The organism is Bradyrhizobium tropiciagri, assembly GCF_001189845.1.
GTDB lineage: Bacteria > Pseudomonadota > Alphaproteobacteria > Rhizobiales > Xanthobacteraceae > Bradyrhizobium > Bradyrhizobium tropiciagri.
The window spans coordinates 1-13,087 of sequence record NZ_LFLZ01000086.1; the positions used below are offsets into that span (position 1 = coordinate 1).

Consider the following 13,087-nt stretch of genomic DNA (forward strand, 5'->3'; position numbering starts at 1 on the left):
CGCTCGCGAGGCAGATGGTCCGGGAACGGCTGGCGCGATGGCTTCTTGCGCGTGAACAAGGCCACCTTCGTCGTCCTGGCTGCGGCCATTTCGGCTGCAAGTTCGTCCTCCGTCGCCGAACTCTCCAGGTTCCTCCAGCCTCAGTTCAAGCTGGTTCAATAGCCGCGCGGCGCGCTCCGAGCGCGGGCCATAACGATCACGGTTCAGCGTTTCGATCTGCAGCTTGAGGTGAGTAATCAGCGCATGGTCGTCGGACTGCTGGGCACGAAGGCTGGCAAGTTCGGCGCGTGCTGCCAGCGACGCCGCCTGGAGCGCCTCAGTGTCTTCCGGTCGCTTCTCGGGACCGCACCCATGCCCAATGGAATCACAAAAGCCGCGATTTCGCGCGGGCTTTTTGCAATCTCACGGGATTATTGCCTATCCGGCGCCCTGCGGCCGCCAGTTGTGTTGAGGGTTACGCCAGTCGATTGCCTCCAGCAAATAGCCCATCTGAGCTGAGGTCAGCAACACCACGCCGTCCACCGTCGCCGGCCAGATAAATCGGCCACGGTCCGGCGCTTGTCATAAAGCGATAGCCCGACCCCGTCATGCCAAAACGCCTTAATCAGTGTGCCAGCACGACCACGGAACACAAAGACGTCGCCGGCAAAAGGATCTCGCTCCAAGCCCTTCTGCACCAGCAATACCAGACCCTGCATTCCTATGTGCATATCCGTGTGACCGGTTGCGATCCAGATTCTCGCCCCTGCTGCGATCGGGATCATCGCCGCTCCAGCAGATCCAACACGCGAGACAACACGGTCAGATCAACGCCGGCGTCTACGATCACGCGACAGGCCTTGCCGATGACAATTTCCATGCGTCCGCTCGCTGGCCCCGCTGAAGCTACTGGCGGCGCCGCCGGTTGTCCGGCATCACCGCGCCGGCACAAAGGCTGGCCGAGGTTGTTCAATATCGCTCGTCCGCGTCCCAAAGGATCGTCGCCAAGTCAACAGGAGCGAGCGCGAGATGCCGTGTCGTCGTGCTGTCGATCAGACCGCGCGCAGCGTCTGCAAACTCTCCGGAACGATCTTGAGTTTCTCATCATCGGTCCAGCGACGGCGACGGCCAGCCTCAACAACCTCGAACCGTTCAATCTGAGCACTGAACTTATTGCTGTCCATAACGGCTGTTACACAGCACTCGTCTTAACCCGGCAAGCCGGCACTCCACCGGAGGGAGACGACCCCAAGCGCCTCGGCGCCCAGCACGGGGTGACTGTCGTCCTCCATACCGGGGGCGAGCCCCTGCAACACCATCCGCATGTCCACTGTGTCGCGTCTGGTGTTGGACCTTTGTCCGTTGGCACACGCTGGGTCGCTTGCCGGCCCGACTTCTTCCTGCCGGTGCGCATCCTCTCTCGGCTGTTCCGCCTGCTTATGCAAGAACTGCAAGCTGGGATGGAATTGGCGCAGATTACCATGCGCCTTTTTGTCCTCAACTCTATCTGATTCGGTAGCTGTCCTAGCGATGTAGCCGGTGGTTCAGTTCAATCCCAAGAGTCAAAACGACTCAGTGCTTTGCTCGTGTGAAGCCAGAGATAACGCTTGATCGCACACAAACGTCACCTTCTCAGGCTCAGGCGACGACTTTCGTCTTTGCGAAGGGCTACATTGCGGAAATTCGGCTAAGCGATCCGGTAGGATGTCTGCAGTATTGGATGACAACCTCGCTGTTAGTGATAGCTTGCGTTCATAACACAAGGATATAGGGTGAGATGAACGGTCAACGTCCCGTGCCACGCAACATCACTCCGCACACCATTGCCTGGAATGCAGAGGCGCCTGGCGTTATGCGGAAAACGCTCTGGGCCGAACCGATGTGGGATGCCCCCTCAGTCCCACGTCAATTGTCGATGATGCGCTACGAAGCTGGCGTCAAGTGCCCGCCACAGAAGCAGGTAATCGGAGACGAAATCGTCTATGTGATCGAAGGCGTCCTATCTGACGAGTTCGGTGACGTGGCCGCCGGGAACGTCGCCTACCGGCCTGAGGGCTGCGTCTATTCCCTGTTCTCGCTTAGCGGAGCCACGACGCTCTCCTTCGTCGTCGGCAGCATCGAGTCGGTTGCGGAAGCGCCAGTAAAGAGCCCGCCTACCCAGGTCATCAATGTCAACGAGATGCCTTGGCTGCAGTGGGTACCAAGCGAGGGCGACCCCTCGTTTAACAAGAATATCTATGAGAGGGAGATCTGGCGCGACCCGAATAGTAAGCGGCGCGTCGTGCTGTTCAAGTTCGTTGCGGGATTTGCGAACGAGCTGCACGAGCATGTCGGTGATGAACTTGTGTACCACATTGAAGGCTCGTTTGTTGACGAATCCGGCTTGCAGAGACCCGGTGACGTGGGCTTCCGTCCGTTCGGATGTCATCACTCATGGGTGAGCGAAAACGGTGGTGTTGCGCTGGCCTATATCTGGGGTGGCAGCGAATATATTAATGACCGAAAGTAGTCCGCGATCCCGACGGGACGGCAGGGAGATACGACTTGATGCAGACCCGGAAATCAGACCTCAGCACCGCGTTTGCCGAGGTGTTGCACACTGTCGCGACAACGGCATTACCTCCTAGGGCTATGCTAGCTGCCAAGCAACGCATCCTCAATGCGCTTGCGGTCACCTTCGACGGATTAGACGAGCCGGCGCCTCGGGTCGCCTTTCGCTCGGTGAGTCCATGTAGTGGTCCGTGCACCATAATTGGTCGCAATGCAACCGCGGCCGGGGCGGATGCAGCGTTCGTGAACGCTGTAACGAGCCACGTTACGGCTCAGGCGGATTCTGGCTTTGGGGGTCACCCGGGAACCTACGTTGTTCCTGTGGCGCTCGCGGTCGGAGAGCAGCGTCAACGTTCGGGTCAGGAAGTATTGAGCGCGATCGCTGTCGGCTACGAAGCGGCACAGCGAATGGAGGCGGCCGTGGGTGCGGCTCTATATTCGAATGGGTTTCGTGGAGTTCCGACGATCGGGGCTTTTGCCGCCGCCGCCTCTGCGTCGGTATTGTCTGGCTTGAATGCGGGCAGATTGGCGACGGCGCTCAACTTTGCTGCAAACATGGCTACCGGATTCTACCAGTCCCTCGCTGCTGGCACGATGGAAGGCCACATCCTAGCAGGCTTTGCAGCCCGTGCTGGGATCAACGCGGCTGCTCTTGCCGAGGCTGGGGGTGAAACGTGGCTAGGCACGCTCGATGGCCCGCACGGGTTCTTCGAAACACTTGCGCGCGGCCAGACTCACGATGCCGGCGCCCTGACCGCCGAAACGAGAGAGCTCGGGATCCTTGGCGCCCGCTCCAAGCCTTTCCCGGTTTGCGCAGCCAATATAGACACGATGCTGATGATCCGTTCGCTCCAGCCCGCCGGTATTTCGCCGTCTCAGATCGAACGCGTCATGGTGACCCGACCTGCAACCCCAGCGAATGGAATAGATTATCCTGGCGTCTCGGCTGCCCCCCCGCATCACAACCCGTTGCAGGCGCAGATGTCCGCGACGTTCACTTCCATTGCCGCGCTGCTCGGCAAACCCGTCACGAATTTTAAGTACTTTCGTGAATCATTCGGGGATCGGGATGTCGAGGAAGTCGCCCGGAAGACATCGTTGCTCGTCGCGGGGAGCGACGTGGACGGAGTTACCGTTGAAGTGACGCTGAAGGACGGCTCGACGATCACAATGCGTTCTGCAGACGTGGCCGACATGAGTTGGGATACCGACGTTGAGGCAATGTTCAAGAGGCTGGCGTCTCCGAGGCTTCATGCCGCCACTCGAAGCGTGTGCGATGTCGTGGCCAGTCTTGAGTCAGCGCCTGATATTGGCGGGCTGATGCAGCTCGTCAGAGGATAGCATGATCGCGAAGCATCCGTACTTGGCCGCGGTATTATCGCGGCTCGGGCAATAGGCCGCTTGATTCCCGCGACATGCCCTTCCCGCTAGTCCCGAAGGCATGCCAGTCAGTGAAAATCCAGCAGGAGGATTGCGTATTCTTTCTCACCATCTCGCGCGTCGGTTGCCGCCACGTTCGCTAAGGTGGCAATCGACGATTGCCCCAGAAATTACGGACATTTGCACGAAGAGACACATGCTTAGCGGCAAGGTCGAAGAAATCATCTACTCTCGACTCGGCGAGGTGAGGATCTCCCTCGGGAGCTTTGGGATATCTGCAAGCAAAATGATGTCAAAACAGGAAACCCTTTTGGACGCGACCGGCTCGATGGACAAGGTGCGGATCGAGCGGTTTCCCCACCAGCCGCGCAAAGACTATCTCGGGAATTGACTTCGTCGAGGTCCCGGATCCGTTGGAGTTGAGCGCGCATGGCATCATTGGGATGGGCTGGGTGCTGGACAATTCAGTGCAGCCGCAGCCGTCGATTTCCAGTAGCGGGATAGACACGGGCTTTCGGTGCGGGGGCTTCGAGCACGAGCCCCCCATTGTCGCGTGCACGTGACCGTATCGAGCGCATTTCAGACGGTCTGCGGGCACCTGATGGCAGGATGTTACACGGCTCGGGACGAGAAAGGTGACATGCATGCCGTTTCACACTTCACGATCGCGATCGCAAAGGTTTCGGGCGTTATCCTGAAGGCGACCTGGGACAAGACCGGCCACTATCACGAGCTCGTACCGGCATAAGTGCGGTAGGCGAGGTGATTCGGGGGCGCGCACATCGAGATGGGCGGAGAACGGCTCGATCGGTCAGGATTCTTCTGGCGGCCGACCGCGCTGACCGGCGCGACCCGTACGGCGGCCGCTCTCAACGAGGACTTTGGTCCACTTTTGCCGCAAATGAAGCGAACGGGTCCATTCTGGCGAGCCTTAGGCCCAAGAGCGTGCGGCGGATGCTCGAGCTCGAAAACGACCTCGGAGCAGAGTGGCTGCTCGATCTCTGGAAGACCGTGCCCGCGCTGGCCAAAGCCGCCCGGATCCGTGAGGCGACGATCGTCAGGTTGCTCAAGGGTCATCGTATCCGTCGCTTCGACGCCGTCATGTGCTCGATATCCTGCGCAAACCGCCCGTTAAGGTGGCCGCCGGTGCGACCGAAACCGCCGTTGCCCACATCGCTACGCTTATCGCGCGTGTCCGCTTCGTGAACCGGCAGCTCAGGCAAGCGTATCATCAGCTGGGCACGCTGACCGCCCGTCTCATCCCGATCGAAGAGGCCGAGCCGGGGCAGAGAAAGCAGCGACGTAGAGATCCTCGCATCCTTGCCGGGAGTGGAAAGGATCGTCCTCGCGACGCTGCTCGCAGAAGCCTTCGATGCCCTGCAGCGAACGCCTGGCGCGATTGCAGGCAGAATGCCCAGCGTCTCAATGTGATTGCCGAAGTCGAGCAAAAAGATGAGGCCGCGGAGCAGCCTGAGGGAGCACTTTTACGTGCGGCAATACGAGTCTCACCCTGATCGCCGCCGCGCACCGGTACCACCTTCGACCCGTCGCTGGCTGCCCAAAAATCCGCTTGTTAAATGGTGGGGAGGTCCCCCGGGGAGGCAGGCGGCCCTCCCTTGAGCGGGCGCTCCGCGGCTCTACCTTCACACCGTGGCGGGCTTGCGGGATGCTACCCGGCGGGCCATCCGTTCTTCGGCGGAACGCTAAGCGGCGACCTGCCGTTCTGCTTGTCCGGCATGGCCACCATCGAGGGCGCCTGAGCGCCCGAAGGGGCCTGAGTGGCGACGACCGGCCGCCGCGCCGCGATCTTCTAAAGCGGCGGCAAGGATTGCGCCATGGCGCTCCACCGTGTCCGAAGGGCGGGCGACTGGCGTGGAATCGCTGATGACCACAATCAACCCGGAGTTCGGCCGCGCCTCCACGCATCGCGAGCGCGAGACGCTGGTCGAGGCCCAGGCGATGGCGCTCGGGATGCCGCTTGTCCGGATGTATGTACGGGCCGGCAGCTACCCCACAGCCGCGAACGACCTGGTTTGGATGAATCGCCGAACTTTCCAAGCCCGCCGCACCAGCCAAGCAGGTTGTTGATCCCGATGAGTGCGCCGTCGTAGACCCGCCCCGGCTTGTTGTCTTGATGTCCGATGAGAGCGCCCCCTAAAGCACAGCGCGGCTTCCGGCCACGGCCTCGTCGTGGCTCCCCCTCGACCAGCAGGTTCGCGGTCTGCAGCTCGACGCGCCCGCCATTCATTGCTAGCAGGTGCTTCGTCTTTAAGGCGCGATCGGCTTGCCACCAAGCCTGCGCGAGACATGTGTCCTGCTGGTGCGGATTACCGCTGACCTATCTCGTTACTTCGTTGCGCGGCAACCGCCTTGGGCCGAAGCGGACGTCGACTTCAATGATCTAGTGTCCTGAACCAGAAGTTCGCAACATCGGGTCCTGTTTTGCCGGGGCATTGTAACGGCAGAAGCGCTCGATGGAAGCAAGGATGTCATCGGCGGATTTGGTCCATCGGAACGGATTGCGCGACATCCCGCCCTCGATCGCGGACACGACACGCTTACGGAGATCCAGAGAGTAAGGCTTGCCCATCCATGCTGGCCTCCTTCCAGTCAGCATGGTGAATCAGAAACCGGCTGATTTGGGAATCCCTAATCGCTTCAACCTAACCCCATCTCGCTTTAGCCGCCCGAAGGCCGAGCAAGGCCCGCGCCTCGGCCGGTGTTGCAGGCCTGCCGCCATGCTTTTCTATCAGCCCCGCAGCGAAGCTCACGAGCTCGGCATTCCCAGAAGCGAGCCGCTCTTTGCTGATTCGAATGTTGTCTTCCATGCCAGTGCGCACCGCGTTTGCGCCGCGCTGCAACGCCCATTCGATCACCTGCGATTGATGGCGACCAATCCCAGCTGCAGTCCATGTCGCGTCGGGAATGATACGCTTGGTTTCCAGAAGCAGAATATCGAGCAGATGTTCGTCAGCCGGCAGCGCATTCTGAACTCCCATAACGAATTGCACGTGCGGGCTCGGCGAAATCAGGCCGGCATCGATCAGTCGCCTCGTGCCGTGGATGTGCGACAGGTCGAAAATCTCGATCTCAGGCGCAATCTCAAACTGCTTCATACGAGTCGCAAGGTCGAGTACCAAGGCTGCGGGATTCTGGTACACAATAGTGGGAAAATTCGTTGATCCGGTCGAGAGCGAAGCCATCTCCGGCCGATGCACAAGCGAAAGACCACGCGCGGTAGGATCGCGTCCGCGGCCTCCCGTCGAGAACTGCACGATCATGCCGGGGCAGTGCTTGCACACCCCCGCCTGGACTTCCGCAAAACGGTCAGGATCCGATGAGGGGGACCCATCATCGTTCCGCACGTGAATGTGAACCAGAGCCGCGCCCGCCTTGTAGGCCGCGTGTGTCGACTCGATCTGCTCAGCAGGCAGAATCGGCAGCGCTGGATTGTCCTTCTTGCGTGGGACTGAGCCTGTGATTGCAACGGCGATGATAACGGGGCGCATGATGAGTCTCCGTCAGCCGTGGTCGCCGGCGACGGGCTGCAAAAATAGACATCCACGTCTCCGCGTTTCAGCGCCGCCTCCGGCACTTGGTGCGTGACGTACCCCTTCCGCGGATGGGCACTGCCGGCCGCGGCGACGACGGTCGTGAAGGTAAAGTTCGGTATCCTGGCCGCATAGGCGTCCAACGTGCCGACCTCGACGAGATTGGCATCGTCGGTGCCGCCATAGACCATGTGAATGAGCTGCACATGCATCCTTGGCGCTTTTCGTTAGCTCGTTTGGATGATTAATATGAACAATGTAAATAGCGCATCGCCTGCGGCTTAGTACATCCAATAGCTTTTCGGTAATTCGCGCTGGCTCGACGACCGGCAATCTGACGGGGAGCCGGATCACTTTGACATGCTCGATGGCCTCCAGTGACTCCAGAATTACCTCCAGGTGCCGGTCTCCGAGAGCAAACAGATCGTCTCCGGAAAGAACAACTTCCCAGACCTCTGGCGTTTCACGGACGTGTTCTAGGGCGGCCGCTAATTCCTCTGCTCGAAGACTTTTTTTACCGGAAACGACTTTTTCGCGACGGAAGCAATATCTGCAGTAGACTTGGCAGGTCTGCGTAAGCAGCAGAAGAACCCGATCCCGGTATCGGCGGGTCAGCCTCTTCAGCTTCGAGAGAACATTATCGCCGACGGGGTCGCTGCGTTCTTCGTTTCTTACGCGCAATTCGTTCGCAGTCGGACTGAACTGGCGAGTTATTAGATCATCTGGATCTTTGGTGTTCGGAGCTATTCGCATCTCGGATGTGATCCGTACCGAAGACTTGTTAACCCCTTCGATTAAGCTTGGCACTGAATCCGACGATGCCAGCCCATGCTGAACCAAATTCTCTAGTGGGCACGTTAGACGATGATCGCGTTCTCGAGGGGAAGGAGCGACAGGGTGCCAAGTCATCGGATCCTCTGCTTGTTCCTATTGTACGCCTTTCGCCTAAGAATCACCGAAACCAGCCCTATCGTCGACTATCCAACCTATGAGTGCGTCATCGTGTCCCATTTGCTTTGGCGACGACCACGCACTGAGCAATTTGACCTCCGATGCAAGAGGCCGGGGAAGGACTGGCCCGAGCGCCGATCTCGAAAGGTACCGGTGCAATTCAACATATTCCTGAATCAGCTGGAATGCTTGACCAAGCGGATCGAGGAGCTGGCGCCACAATGGTCGATGACGCCGTTCGTAGAGTCCGTGCAGGCGATGCGCGGTGTCCCCTTCATCGTCGCCGTGACGGTGGTTGCCGAGGTCGGCGACTGCTCCCGCTTCGACAATCCCCGCCAGTTGATGGCCTTTCTCGGCCTCGTGCCGTCGGGGCATTCGAGCGGCGCAACCATCCGACGCGGCGGCATCACCAAGGCCGGCAACGCTCTGGCCAGGCGAACTCTGATCGAGGGGGCATGGACCTATCGCATGCAAGCCCGCGTCAGTCGCAAGCTCCGTGACCGTAACGAACGCCTACCTCAAGCTATCCGCGATGTCGCCCGGAAGGCTCAGGTCAGGCTGTGCGCCCGCTATCGCCGCTTGTCGGCGGCCGACAAATCGAAGGCGATCGTCACCACCGCCATTGCACGCGAGATGGTCGGCTTCCTGTGGGCGATCACTCGTCAAGTGCAGCTCAGGCCGGCCGCCTGAAGAGCGCCGCTCAACCATATCGGTGCCCAGGGCAGGAGGCAGGGCGCGGTGGGGAATCCCCGTGTTATGAGCCGGAATTGCCGACGCTAGCCCCCTAGACCGAGGCAGCCCCAAGACGAAACCACGGTCATGCGGTAGCCAACCCGCGCATGAGATTGATCAACCGTCGTCTTTGGCCCTGCCTCCTATCGTGGGCACCTTCGAAGTCCAGCGTCCGGCGCTCAGTGCCGGAAGCGGCTCCGCTTGATCGAGTCCCTTGACAGCAAACATGAGAGAACAGGCGGCCGAAAAGTGGCTTCGCCCGCCCGGTAGGGTGTGATTCCTCGCATTTTCTTAGTTCTTTTGGGCTGGGAAAGCTTGCGCTGTGACGATTACGCTTCTGGTCATGTAGCAGCTAAGTTCCGTGCGAGCCGCAGAAGCGGTCCTTCAAGCTCTCGCAATTCGCCAAGGTGCCTCTGGGGAATTCGCTTGATTAATGCCTGGCCCGCAGCTTCGAGAAGGAAATCGTCGTTCAGTTCGGTTTCGAAATAGCCCGGAGCAAGCGCGTTGACACGAACACTGTAGCGCGCTCATTCGAGGCGAGCGCCGTGTTCATCTGCACAACACCGGACTCAATCGCATATGGAGCGACCGAGCTTGCGACCTGCGGGTCTAGGATCGACGCCACATTAACGATCGAACCTTTAACGCTGTGCGCGACCATGCGGCGTCCAGCTACCTGCCGACCAGCCAGACGCCTTTCAAGTTGATGTCGACGACCTTCTCCCAGTCGGCCTCATCCTGTTGCAGCGCGGGCCGCGTAGCCGTGACGCCTGCGTTGTTGATGATAATCTCTCGATGCCCGCTGCGACGGTGACGTCCGTCATCACGCTTTGAGCCAGCCCTTGGCCGCAGTAATGTCCTCGACGGTTTTGGCCAGAGCTTTCGCACGGCGTGTGCCGGCGGTCGCGCGTGCCCCCCGCCCTGCGAGGACGGTTGCAAAGAATCGTCCAAGACCGCTCGAGCCGCCTGTGACCAGGACATGTGCCCCTTCGATTCCAAACAGGTCATTCATCGCAGATATCCGCTAACCCCAGGCAGCGGCATTACTTGACCCTGTTCCAGATCAGCATCGAGCGGCCCATCTTGCCGTCGAGATAGCTCTTGTACGGAGCGGTCGTGATCGTCAGCGTATCACCCTCGAGCACAAAGTGCCGGATTTGATCGGTGCCGGTCCACGCCTGGTTCCACGATGTGTCGATGTGATGAACGACGACGTTCTCCCCCAGCGAGAAAGTGCCGGCATAGGCGACCATGGTGCCGAGCAACTCCGCGCCTTCTTCATCGGTGGGCACCACGTCGCGAGGTACGACCCGATCGTTCCGCGTGAAGATAGCGTACATTCTGCCGTCCGCCGCGTAGCCGATGTAGCCGACGGGGGCCTCGCCGAATTGATTATGGCGATGTCCATCCGACAATCGTTCGCGAACGTAGGAACGCAGCCGCCATGTACCAAGCACCGGACAATCCGCTGGGGGGGGGGCAGGCCTTACCGATGTCAAGATTTCCTTGTCTGTCGCCAAGTCGTCCTCCCGAGTCGAAACTCGTTTGTAAGCGCTGTCTGGAGATGGATGTCGAACGTGTCGATCATAGAACTGTCTTGCTCGGACCGGGGCGCCATCAGTATTCGGTGTCGCTCCGGTTGCTCGATAAGGTTAAGCACCGGGTCTTTGCGAGGGGTCTTGCAAGTTTGCCGCTTCCCCCTCACCGAAATACATGCGCGTGGCGCCAATCCTCGCGACACGACACGTATCGCGGACGCGTAGGAATACTCCGAGCTTACGATCAGTCGCGGCAACTTGGTAAGCGGTTTCGTCGACGCGATCACATCGACAACCTGAAAACGCCCCCTCTCTACTGCCCATAATCGCCTTTTATCTAAGTGATCATGACCATCGGCATTGCACCGAGTGAGCATAGGCGCCCCGCTCGACAGGTTAACTGCACTTGGACCGCGAGCTGCAATGCACACGCCCCGGCTGCCGCGGAACCGCCGGCACGTCGCCGTCATAAACGCCGCGGCCTCCTCACGGCGTGTCAGCCCCCACCTCGATCTTCGAATTTCGAAGCGATTCCAGCACATCGAGATTCCCTTCGCCGGCAAGCATCACACGATCAACCTCCCCACGCGGCAGCGCTTCGGCAGGTAGATCCGAGCCCGTCACCATTCTGCGCCCCTATTGCCCAAATTCCTCAGCTAGGCTGCGAAGACGGTACGAATATTTCCGCCCGCAGCATTTGATAGTTCGCGTGTTGTAGGCGGTATATGGCTTCCAGTACGTTGACATACTTCAACGTCAACCCCGCCGATAGCAGCAACGTGTTCGTAACATAGGTACAGTAGTTGCGCGCCTACCAGATCTTGTACACTGTTATCGAGCACAACGATGCCGTCCTCCGGAATCACCTTGCGCACGTCGTGAACTCGGTAGAGCAAAGGCGCCTACACGCGCGTCCCCAAACAGCACCGTAGCGGGCGGGCGGCTTTGCGGTGGTCATCGATGATTCGTCGGTAGGGTCGGGTTGCTGACACCAACCTGATTCGAGGAACCACCGATGACCGACGAAATGATGAAACTTCGCACCCTCGTGGAGAAGACCCCTGACGCGCATCTGTTACGCGAGATGATCGGCTTCGCCGCCTAGCGGCTGACGGAGCTGGAGGTCGAAAGCCAGACCGGGGCGGCCTACGGCGAGAAGAACCCGGGCGTCTGGGCTAACGGAACGGCTATCGCGACCGGGTCTGGGAGACCCGCGCCGGCGCGGTCGAGCTGCGCTTCCCCAAGCTGCACAAGGGCTCCTACTTCCGGGGGCTTCCTGGAGCTGCGCCGCATGGCCGAGAAGGCTCACCGCCGTGGTGCAGGAAGCCCAGTGCAGGGCGTCTCGACCCGCTCGGTGGACGATCTGGTGCAGGCGATGGGCATGAGCGGCATCTCCAAAAGCCAGGTGAGTCGGCTGTGCGGCGAGATCGATGACAAGGTGAAGGCGTTCCTCGCCCGTCCGATCGAGGGCGACTGGCCGTATCTGTGGATCGACGCCACCTACGTGAAGGTGCGCCAGAATGGCCGCATCTTGTCGGTCGCGGTGATTGTCGCGGTCGGCGTCAACAGTGACGGCTGGCGCGAGGTGCTCGGCATGGATAGCGGTCCCTCCGAAGCCGAGACGTTCTGGACGGCATTCCTGCGCAAGCTTGCTCGCCGTGGCCTGCGCGGTGTCAAGCTCGTCGTCTCCGACGCTCACGAGGGCATCAAGGCCACCGTGGCCAAGGTGCTCAACGTCACTTGACAGCGTTGCCGCGTGCACTTCATGCGCAACGCGCTGGCCCATGCCGGCAAGAGCGGGCGGCGCGTCGTCTCTGCCTTCATCGCCACCGCGTTTGCCCAGGATGATGCCGAGACCGCACGAACGCAGTGGCGAAAGGTCGCCGACCAGCTCCGCCCCAAGCAGCCCAAGCTTGCCGACTTCCTCGACGAAGCGGAGCCCGATGCGCTCGCCTACATGACGTTCCCGCCCCAGCATCGGACCAAGCTGCACTCGACCAACCCGATCAAGCGCCGCAACGGCGAGATCAAGCGGCGACCGTGGTGGTCGGCATCTTCCTCAACGAAGACGCGATTGTTCGCCTCGTTGGCGCGATCCTGCTTGAGCAAAACGATGAATGGGCCGTCCAGCGCGCCCGCTACATGACGCTGGAAACCATCGCGCCGTTGAGCGATGATCCCACCGTCAGCCTTCCGGCAATCGCCAGTTGACCTGTCCGGCCCATGCCGGTGAACGCGGTGAGCCGCCGCCAGCTACACCACGCCACGGGACACGATCGCTTTCCGCCTGCGCCTATGAGATTGCGCTGCCTGCGACAACACAGTGTTCCTCGGCGGGACGTAAGCCTTCACCACAACCATTGTGACTGCCTCGGGGGCTGAATCTAGTCTGGTTCAGGGGCCTCG

14 protein-coding genes and 4 pseudogenes are annotated in these 13,087 nt (G+C 60.4%); 7 read left to right on the forward strand and 11 right to left on the reverse strand.

Annotation, left to right across the window (positions count from 1 at the left end):
• The 3 genes and pseudogenes from AKN84_RS46615 to AKN84_RS50145 form a co-directional block, all read right to left on the reverse strand.
• Positions 1–360 (reverse strand): annotated as a pseudogene (locus AKN84_RS46615) (transposase domain-containing protein); the annotation flags it as partial.
• Positions 361–500: 140 nt separating this feature from the next.
• The gene (gene tnpB, locus AKN84_RS38805; protein WP_202814727.1) at positions 501–764 is read right to left on the reverse strand and encodes an IS66 family insertion sequence element accessory protein TnpB; all 264 of its coding nucleotides are present in this window, start codon (positions 762–764) and stop codon (positions 501–503) included.
• Positions 765–1,031: 267 nt separating this feature from the next.
• On the reverse strand, positions 1,032–1,163 hold the full coding sequence (locus AKN84_RS50145) for a hypothetical protein (protein WP_283805576.1): 132 nt from the start codon (positions 1,161–1,163) through the stop codon (positions 1,032–1,034).
• Positions 1,164–1,223: 60 nt separating this feature from the next.
• Between AKN84_RS50145 and AKN84_RS46620 the strand changes: the two are divergent.
• From AKN84_RS46620 to AKN84_RS38830, 4 genes and pseudogenes are all read left to right on the forward strand, one after another.
• Positions 1,224–1,457: pseudogene (locus AKN84_RS46620) on the forward strand (transposase); the annotation flags it as partial.
• A 299-nt stretch (positions 1,458–1,756) separates the two neighbouring features.
• Positions 1,757–2,488, forward strand: a complete 732-nt coding sequence (locus AKN84_RS38820) for a cupin domain-containing protein (RefSeq protein WP_128971542.1) — start codon at positions 1,757–1,759, stop codon at positions 2,486–2,488.
• Between the two features lie 38 nt (positions 2,489–2,526).
• Positions 2,527–3,870, forward strand: a complete 1,344-nt coding sequence (locus tag AKN84_RS38825) for an MmgE/PrpD family protein (protein ID WP_050425668.1) — start codon at positions 2,527–2,529, stop codon at positions 3,868–3,870.
• Between the two features lie 235 nt (positions 3,871–4,105).
• Entirely contained in the window at positions 4,106–4,300 is a 195-nt protein-coding gene (locus tag AKN84_RS38830) for a hypothetical protein (protein ID WP_050425669.1), read from the forward strand.
• 682 nt (positions 4,301–4,982) lie between these two features.
• On the opposite strand, the gene AKN84_RS47890 is transcribed toward AKN84_RS38830, so the two are convergent.
• Entirely contained in the window at positions 4,983–5,357 is a 375-nt protein-coding gene (locus AKN84_RS47890; RefSeq protein ID WP_050425670.1) for a hypothetical protein, read from the reverse strand.
• A 436-nt stretch (positions 5,358–5,793) separates the two neighbouring features.
• Here AKN84_RS47890 and AKN84_RS38840 point away from each other — a divergent pair, with 436 nt between their 5' ends.
• Entirely contained in the window at positions 5,794–5,997 is a 204-nt protein-coding gene (locus tag AKN84_RS38840; protein WP_128971544.1) for a hypothetical protein, read from the forward strand.
• 313 nt (positions 5,998–6,310) lie between these two features.
• On the opposite strand, the gene AKN84_RS46630 is transcribed toward AKN84_RS38840, so the two are convergent.
• The 3 genes from AKN84_RS46630 to AKN84_RS50885 form a co-directional block, all read right to left on the reverse strand.
• Positions 6,311–6,499 carry a hypothetical protein gene (locus tag AKN84_RS46630; protein ID WP_128971545.1) on the reverse strand — a complete coding sequence of 63 codons (189 nt, stop codon included), beginning with the start codon at positions 6,497–6,499 and terminating at the stop codon, positions 6,311–6,313.
• 73 nt (positions 6,500–6,572) lie between these two features.
• Positions 6,573–7,418: a 3-oxoadipate:acetyl-CoA acetyltransferase gene (locus AKN84_RS38845; protein ID WP_050425672.1), complete on the reverse strand. Its 846-nt coding sequence runs from the start codon at positions 7,416–7,418 to the stop codon at positions 6,573–6,575.
• 12 nt (positions 7,419–7,430) lie between these two features.
• Positions 7,431–8,369, reverse strand: coding sequence for a KamA family radical SAM protein (locus AKN84_RS50885; RefSeq protein ID WP_430649966.1), 939 nt, complete (start codon positions 8,367–8,369; stop codon positions 7,431–7,433).
• 231 nt (positions 8,370–8,600) lie between these two features.
• Here AKN84_RS50885 and AKN84_RS38850 point away from each other — a divergent pair.
• Positions 8,601–9,101 (forward strand): annotated as a pseudogene (locus tag AKN84_RS38850) (transposase); the annotation flags it as partial.
• A 714-nt stretch (positions 9,102–9,815) separates the two neighbouring features.
• Here the strand turns inward: AKN84_RS38850 and AKN84_RS50150 are convergent.
• The 4 genes from AKN84_RS50150 to AKN84_RS47570 form a co-directional block, all read right to left on the reverse strand.
• Positions 9,816–10,031 carry an SDR family NAD(P)-dependent oxidoreductase gene (locus AKN84_RS50150; RefSeq protein WP_283805572.1) on the reverse strand — a complete coding sequence of 72 codons (216 nt, stop codon included), beginning with the start codon at positions 10,029–10,031 and terminating at the stop codon, positions 9,816–9,818.
• Positions 9,967–10,155: an SDR family NAD(P)-dependent oxidoreductase gene (locus tag AKN84_RS50155; RefSeq protein WP_283805573.1), complete on the reverse strand. Its 189-nt coding sequence runs from the start codon at positions 10,153–10,155 to the stop codon at positions 9,967–9,969. Before AKN84_RS50155 ends, AKN84_RS50150 begins: the two co-directional genes overlap by 65 nt.
• A gap of 31 nt (positions 10,156–10,186) precedes the next feature.
• Positions 10,187–10,663, reverse strand: coding sequence for a lipocalin-like domain-containing protein (locus AKN84_RS38855; RefSeq protein ID WP_128971546.1), 477 nt, complete (start codon positions 10,661–10,663; stop codon positions 10,187–10,189).
• 504 nt (positions 10,664–11,167) lie between these two features.
• On the reverse strand, positions 11,168–11,308 hold the full coding sequence (locus AKN84_RS47570; protein WP_157863382.1) for a hypothetical protein: 141 nt from the start codon (positions 11,306–11,308) through the stop codon (positions 11,168–11,170).
• 388 nt (positions 11,309–11,696) lie between these two features.
• Here AKN84_RS47570 and AKN84_RS38860 point away from each other — a divergent pair.
• A pseudogene (locus AKN84_RS38860) lies at positions 11,697–12,892 on the forward strand (IS256 family transposase).
• Positions 12,893–13,087 lie beyond the last annotated feature (195 nt).

What these genes read in the sequence shown, in the direction of transcription:
- AKN84_RS50155 (WP_283805573.1), bottom strand. Translation starts at nt 10,155, where the DNA reads ATGAATGACCTGTTTGGAATCGAAGGGGCACATGTCCTGGTCACAGGC.
- AKN84_RS38845 (WP_050425672.1), bottom strand. Translation starts at nt 7,418, where the DNA reads ATGCGCCCCGTTATCATCGCCGTTGCAATCACAGGCTCAGTCCCACGC.
- AKN84_RS50885 (WP_430649966.1), bottom strand. Translation starts at nt 8,369, where the DNA reads ATGACTTGGCACCCTGTCGCTCCTTCCCCTCGAGAACGCGATCATCGT.
- AKN84_RS38820 (WP_128971542.1), top strand. Translation starts at nt 1,757, where the DNA reads ATGAACGGTCAACGTCCCGTGCCACGCAACATCACTCCGCACACCATT.
- AKN84_RS38840 (WP_128971544.1), top strand. Translation starts at nt 5,794, where the DNA reads ATGACCACAATCAACCCGGAGTTCGGCCGCGCCTCCACGCATCGCGAG.
- AKN84_RS46630 (WP_128971545.1), bottom strand. Translation starts at nt 6,499, where the DNA reads ATGGGCAAGCCTTACTCTCTGGATCTCCGTAAGCGTGTCGTGTCCGCG.
- tnpB (WP_202814727.1), bottom strand. Translation starts at nt 764, where the DNA reads ATGATCCCGATCGCAGCAGGGGCGAGAATCTGGATCGCAACCGGTCAC.
- AKN84_RS50145 (WP_283805576.1), bottom strand. Translation starts at nt 1,163, where the DNA reads ATGGACAGCAATAAGTTCAGTGCTCAGATTGAACGGTTCGAGGTTGTT.
- AKN84_RS38825 (WP_050425668.1), top strand. Translation starts at nt 2,527, where the DNA reads ATGCAGACCCGGAAATCAGACCTCAGCACCGCGTTTGCCGAGGTGTTG.
- AKN84_RS47570 (WP_157863382.1), bottom strand. Translation starts at nt 11,308, where the DNA reads ATGGTGACGGGCTCGGATCTACCTGCCGAAGCGCTGCCGCGTGGGGAG.
- AKN84_RS38830 (WP_050425669.1), top strand. Translation starts at nt 4,106, where the DNA reads ATGCTTAGCGGCAAGGTCGAAGAAATCATCTACTCTCGACTCGGCGAG.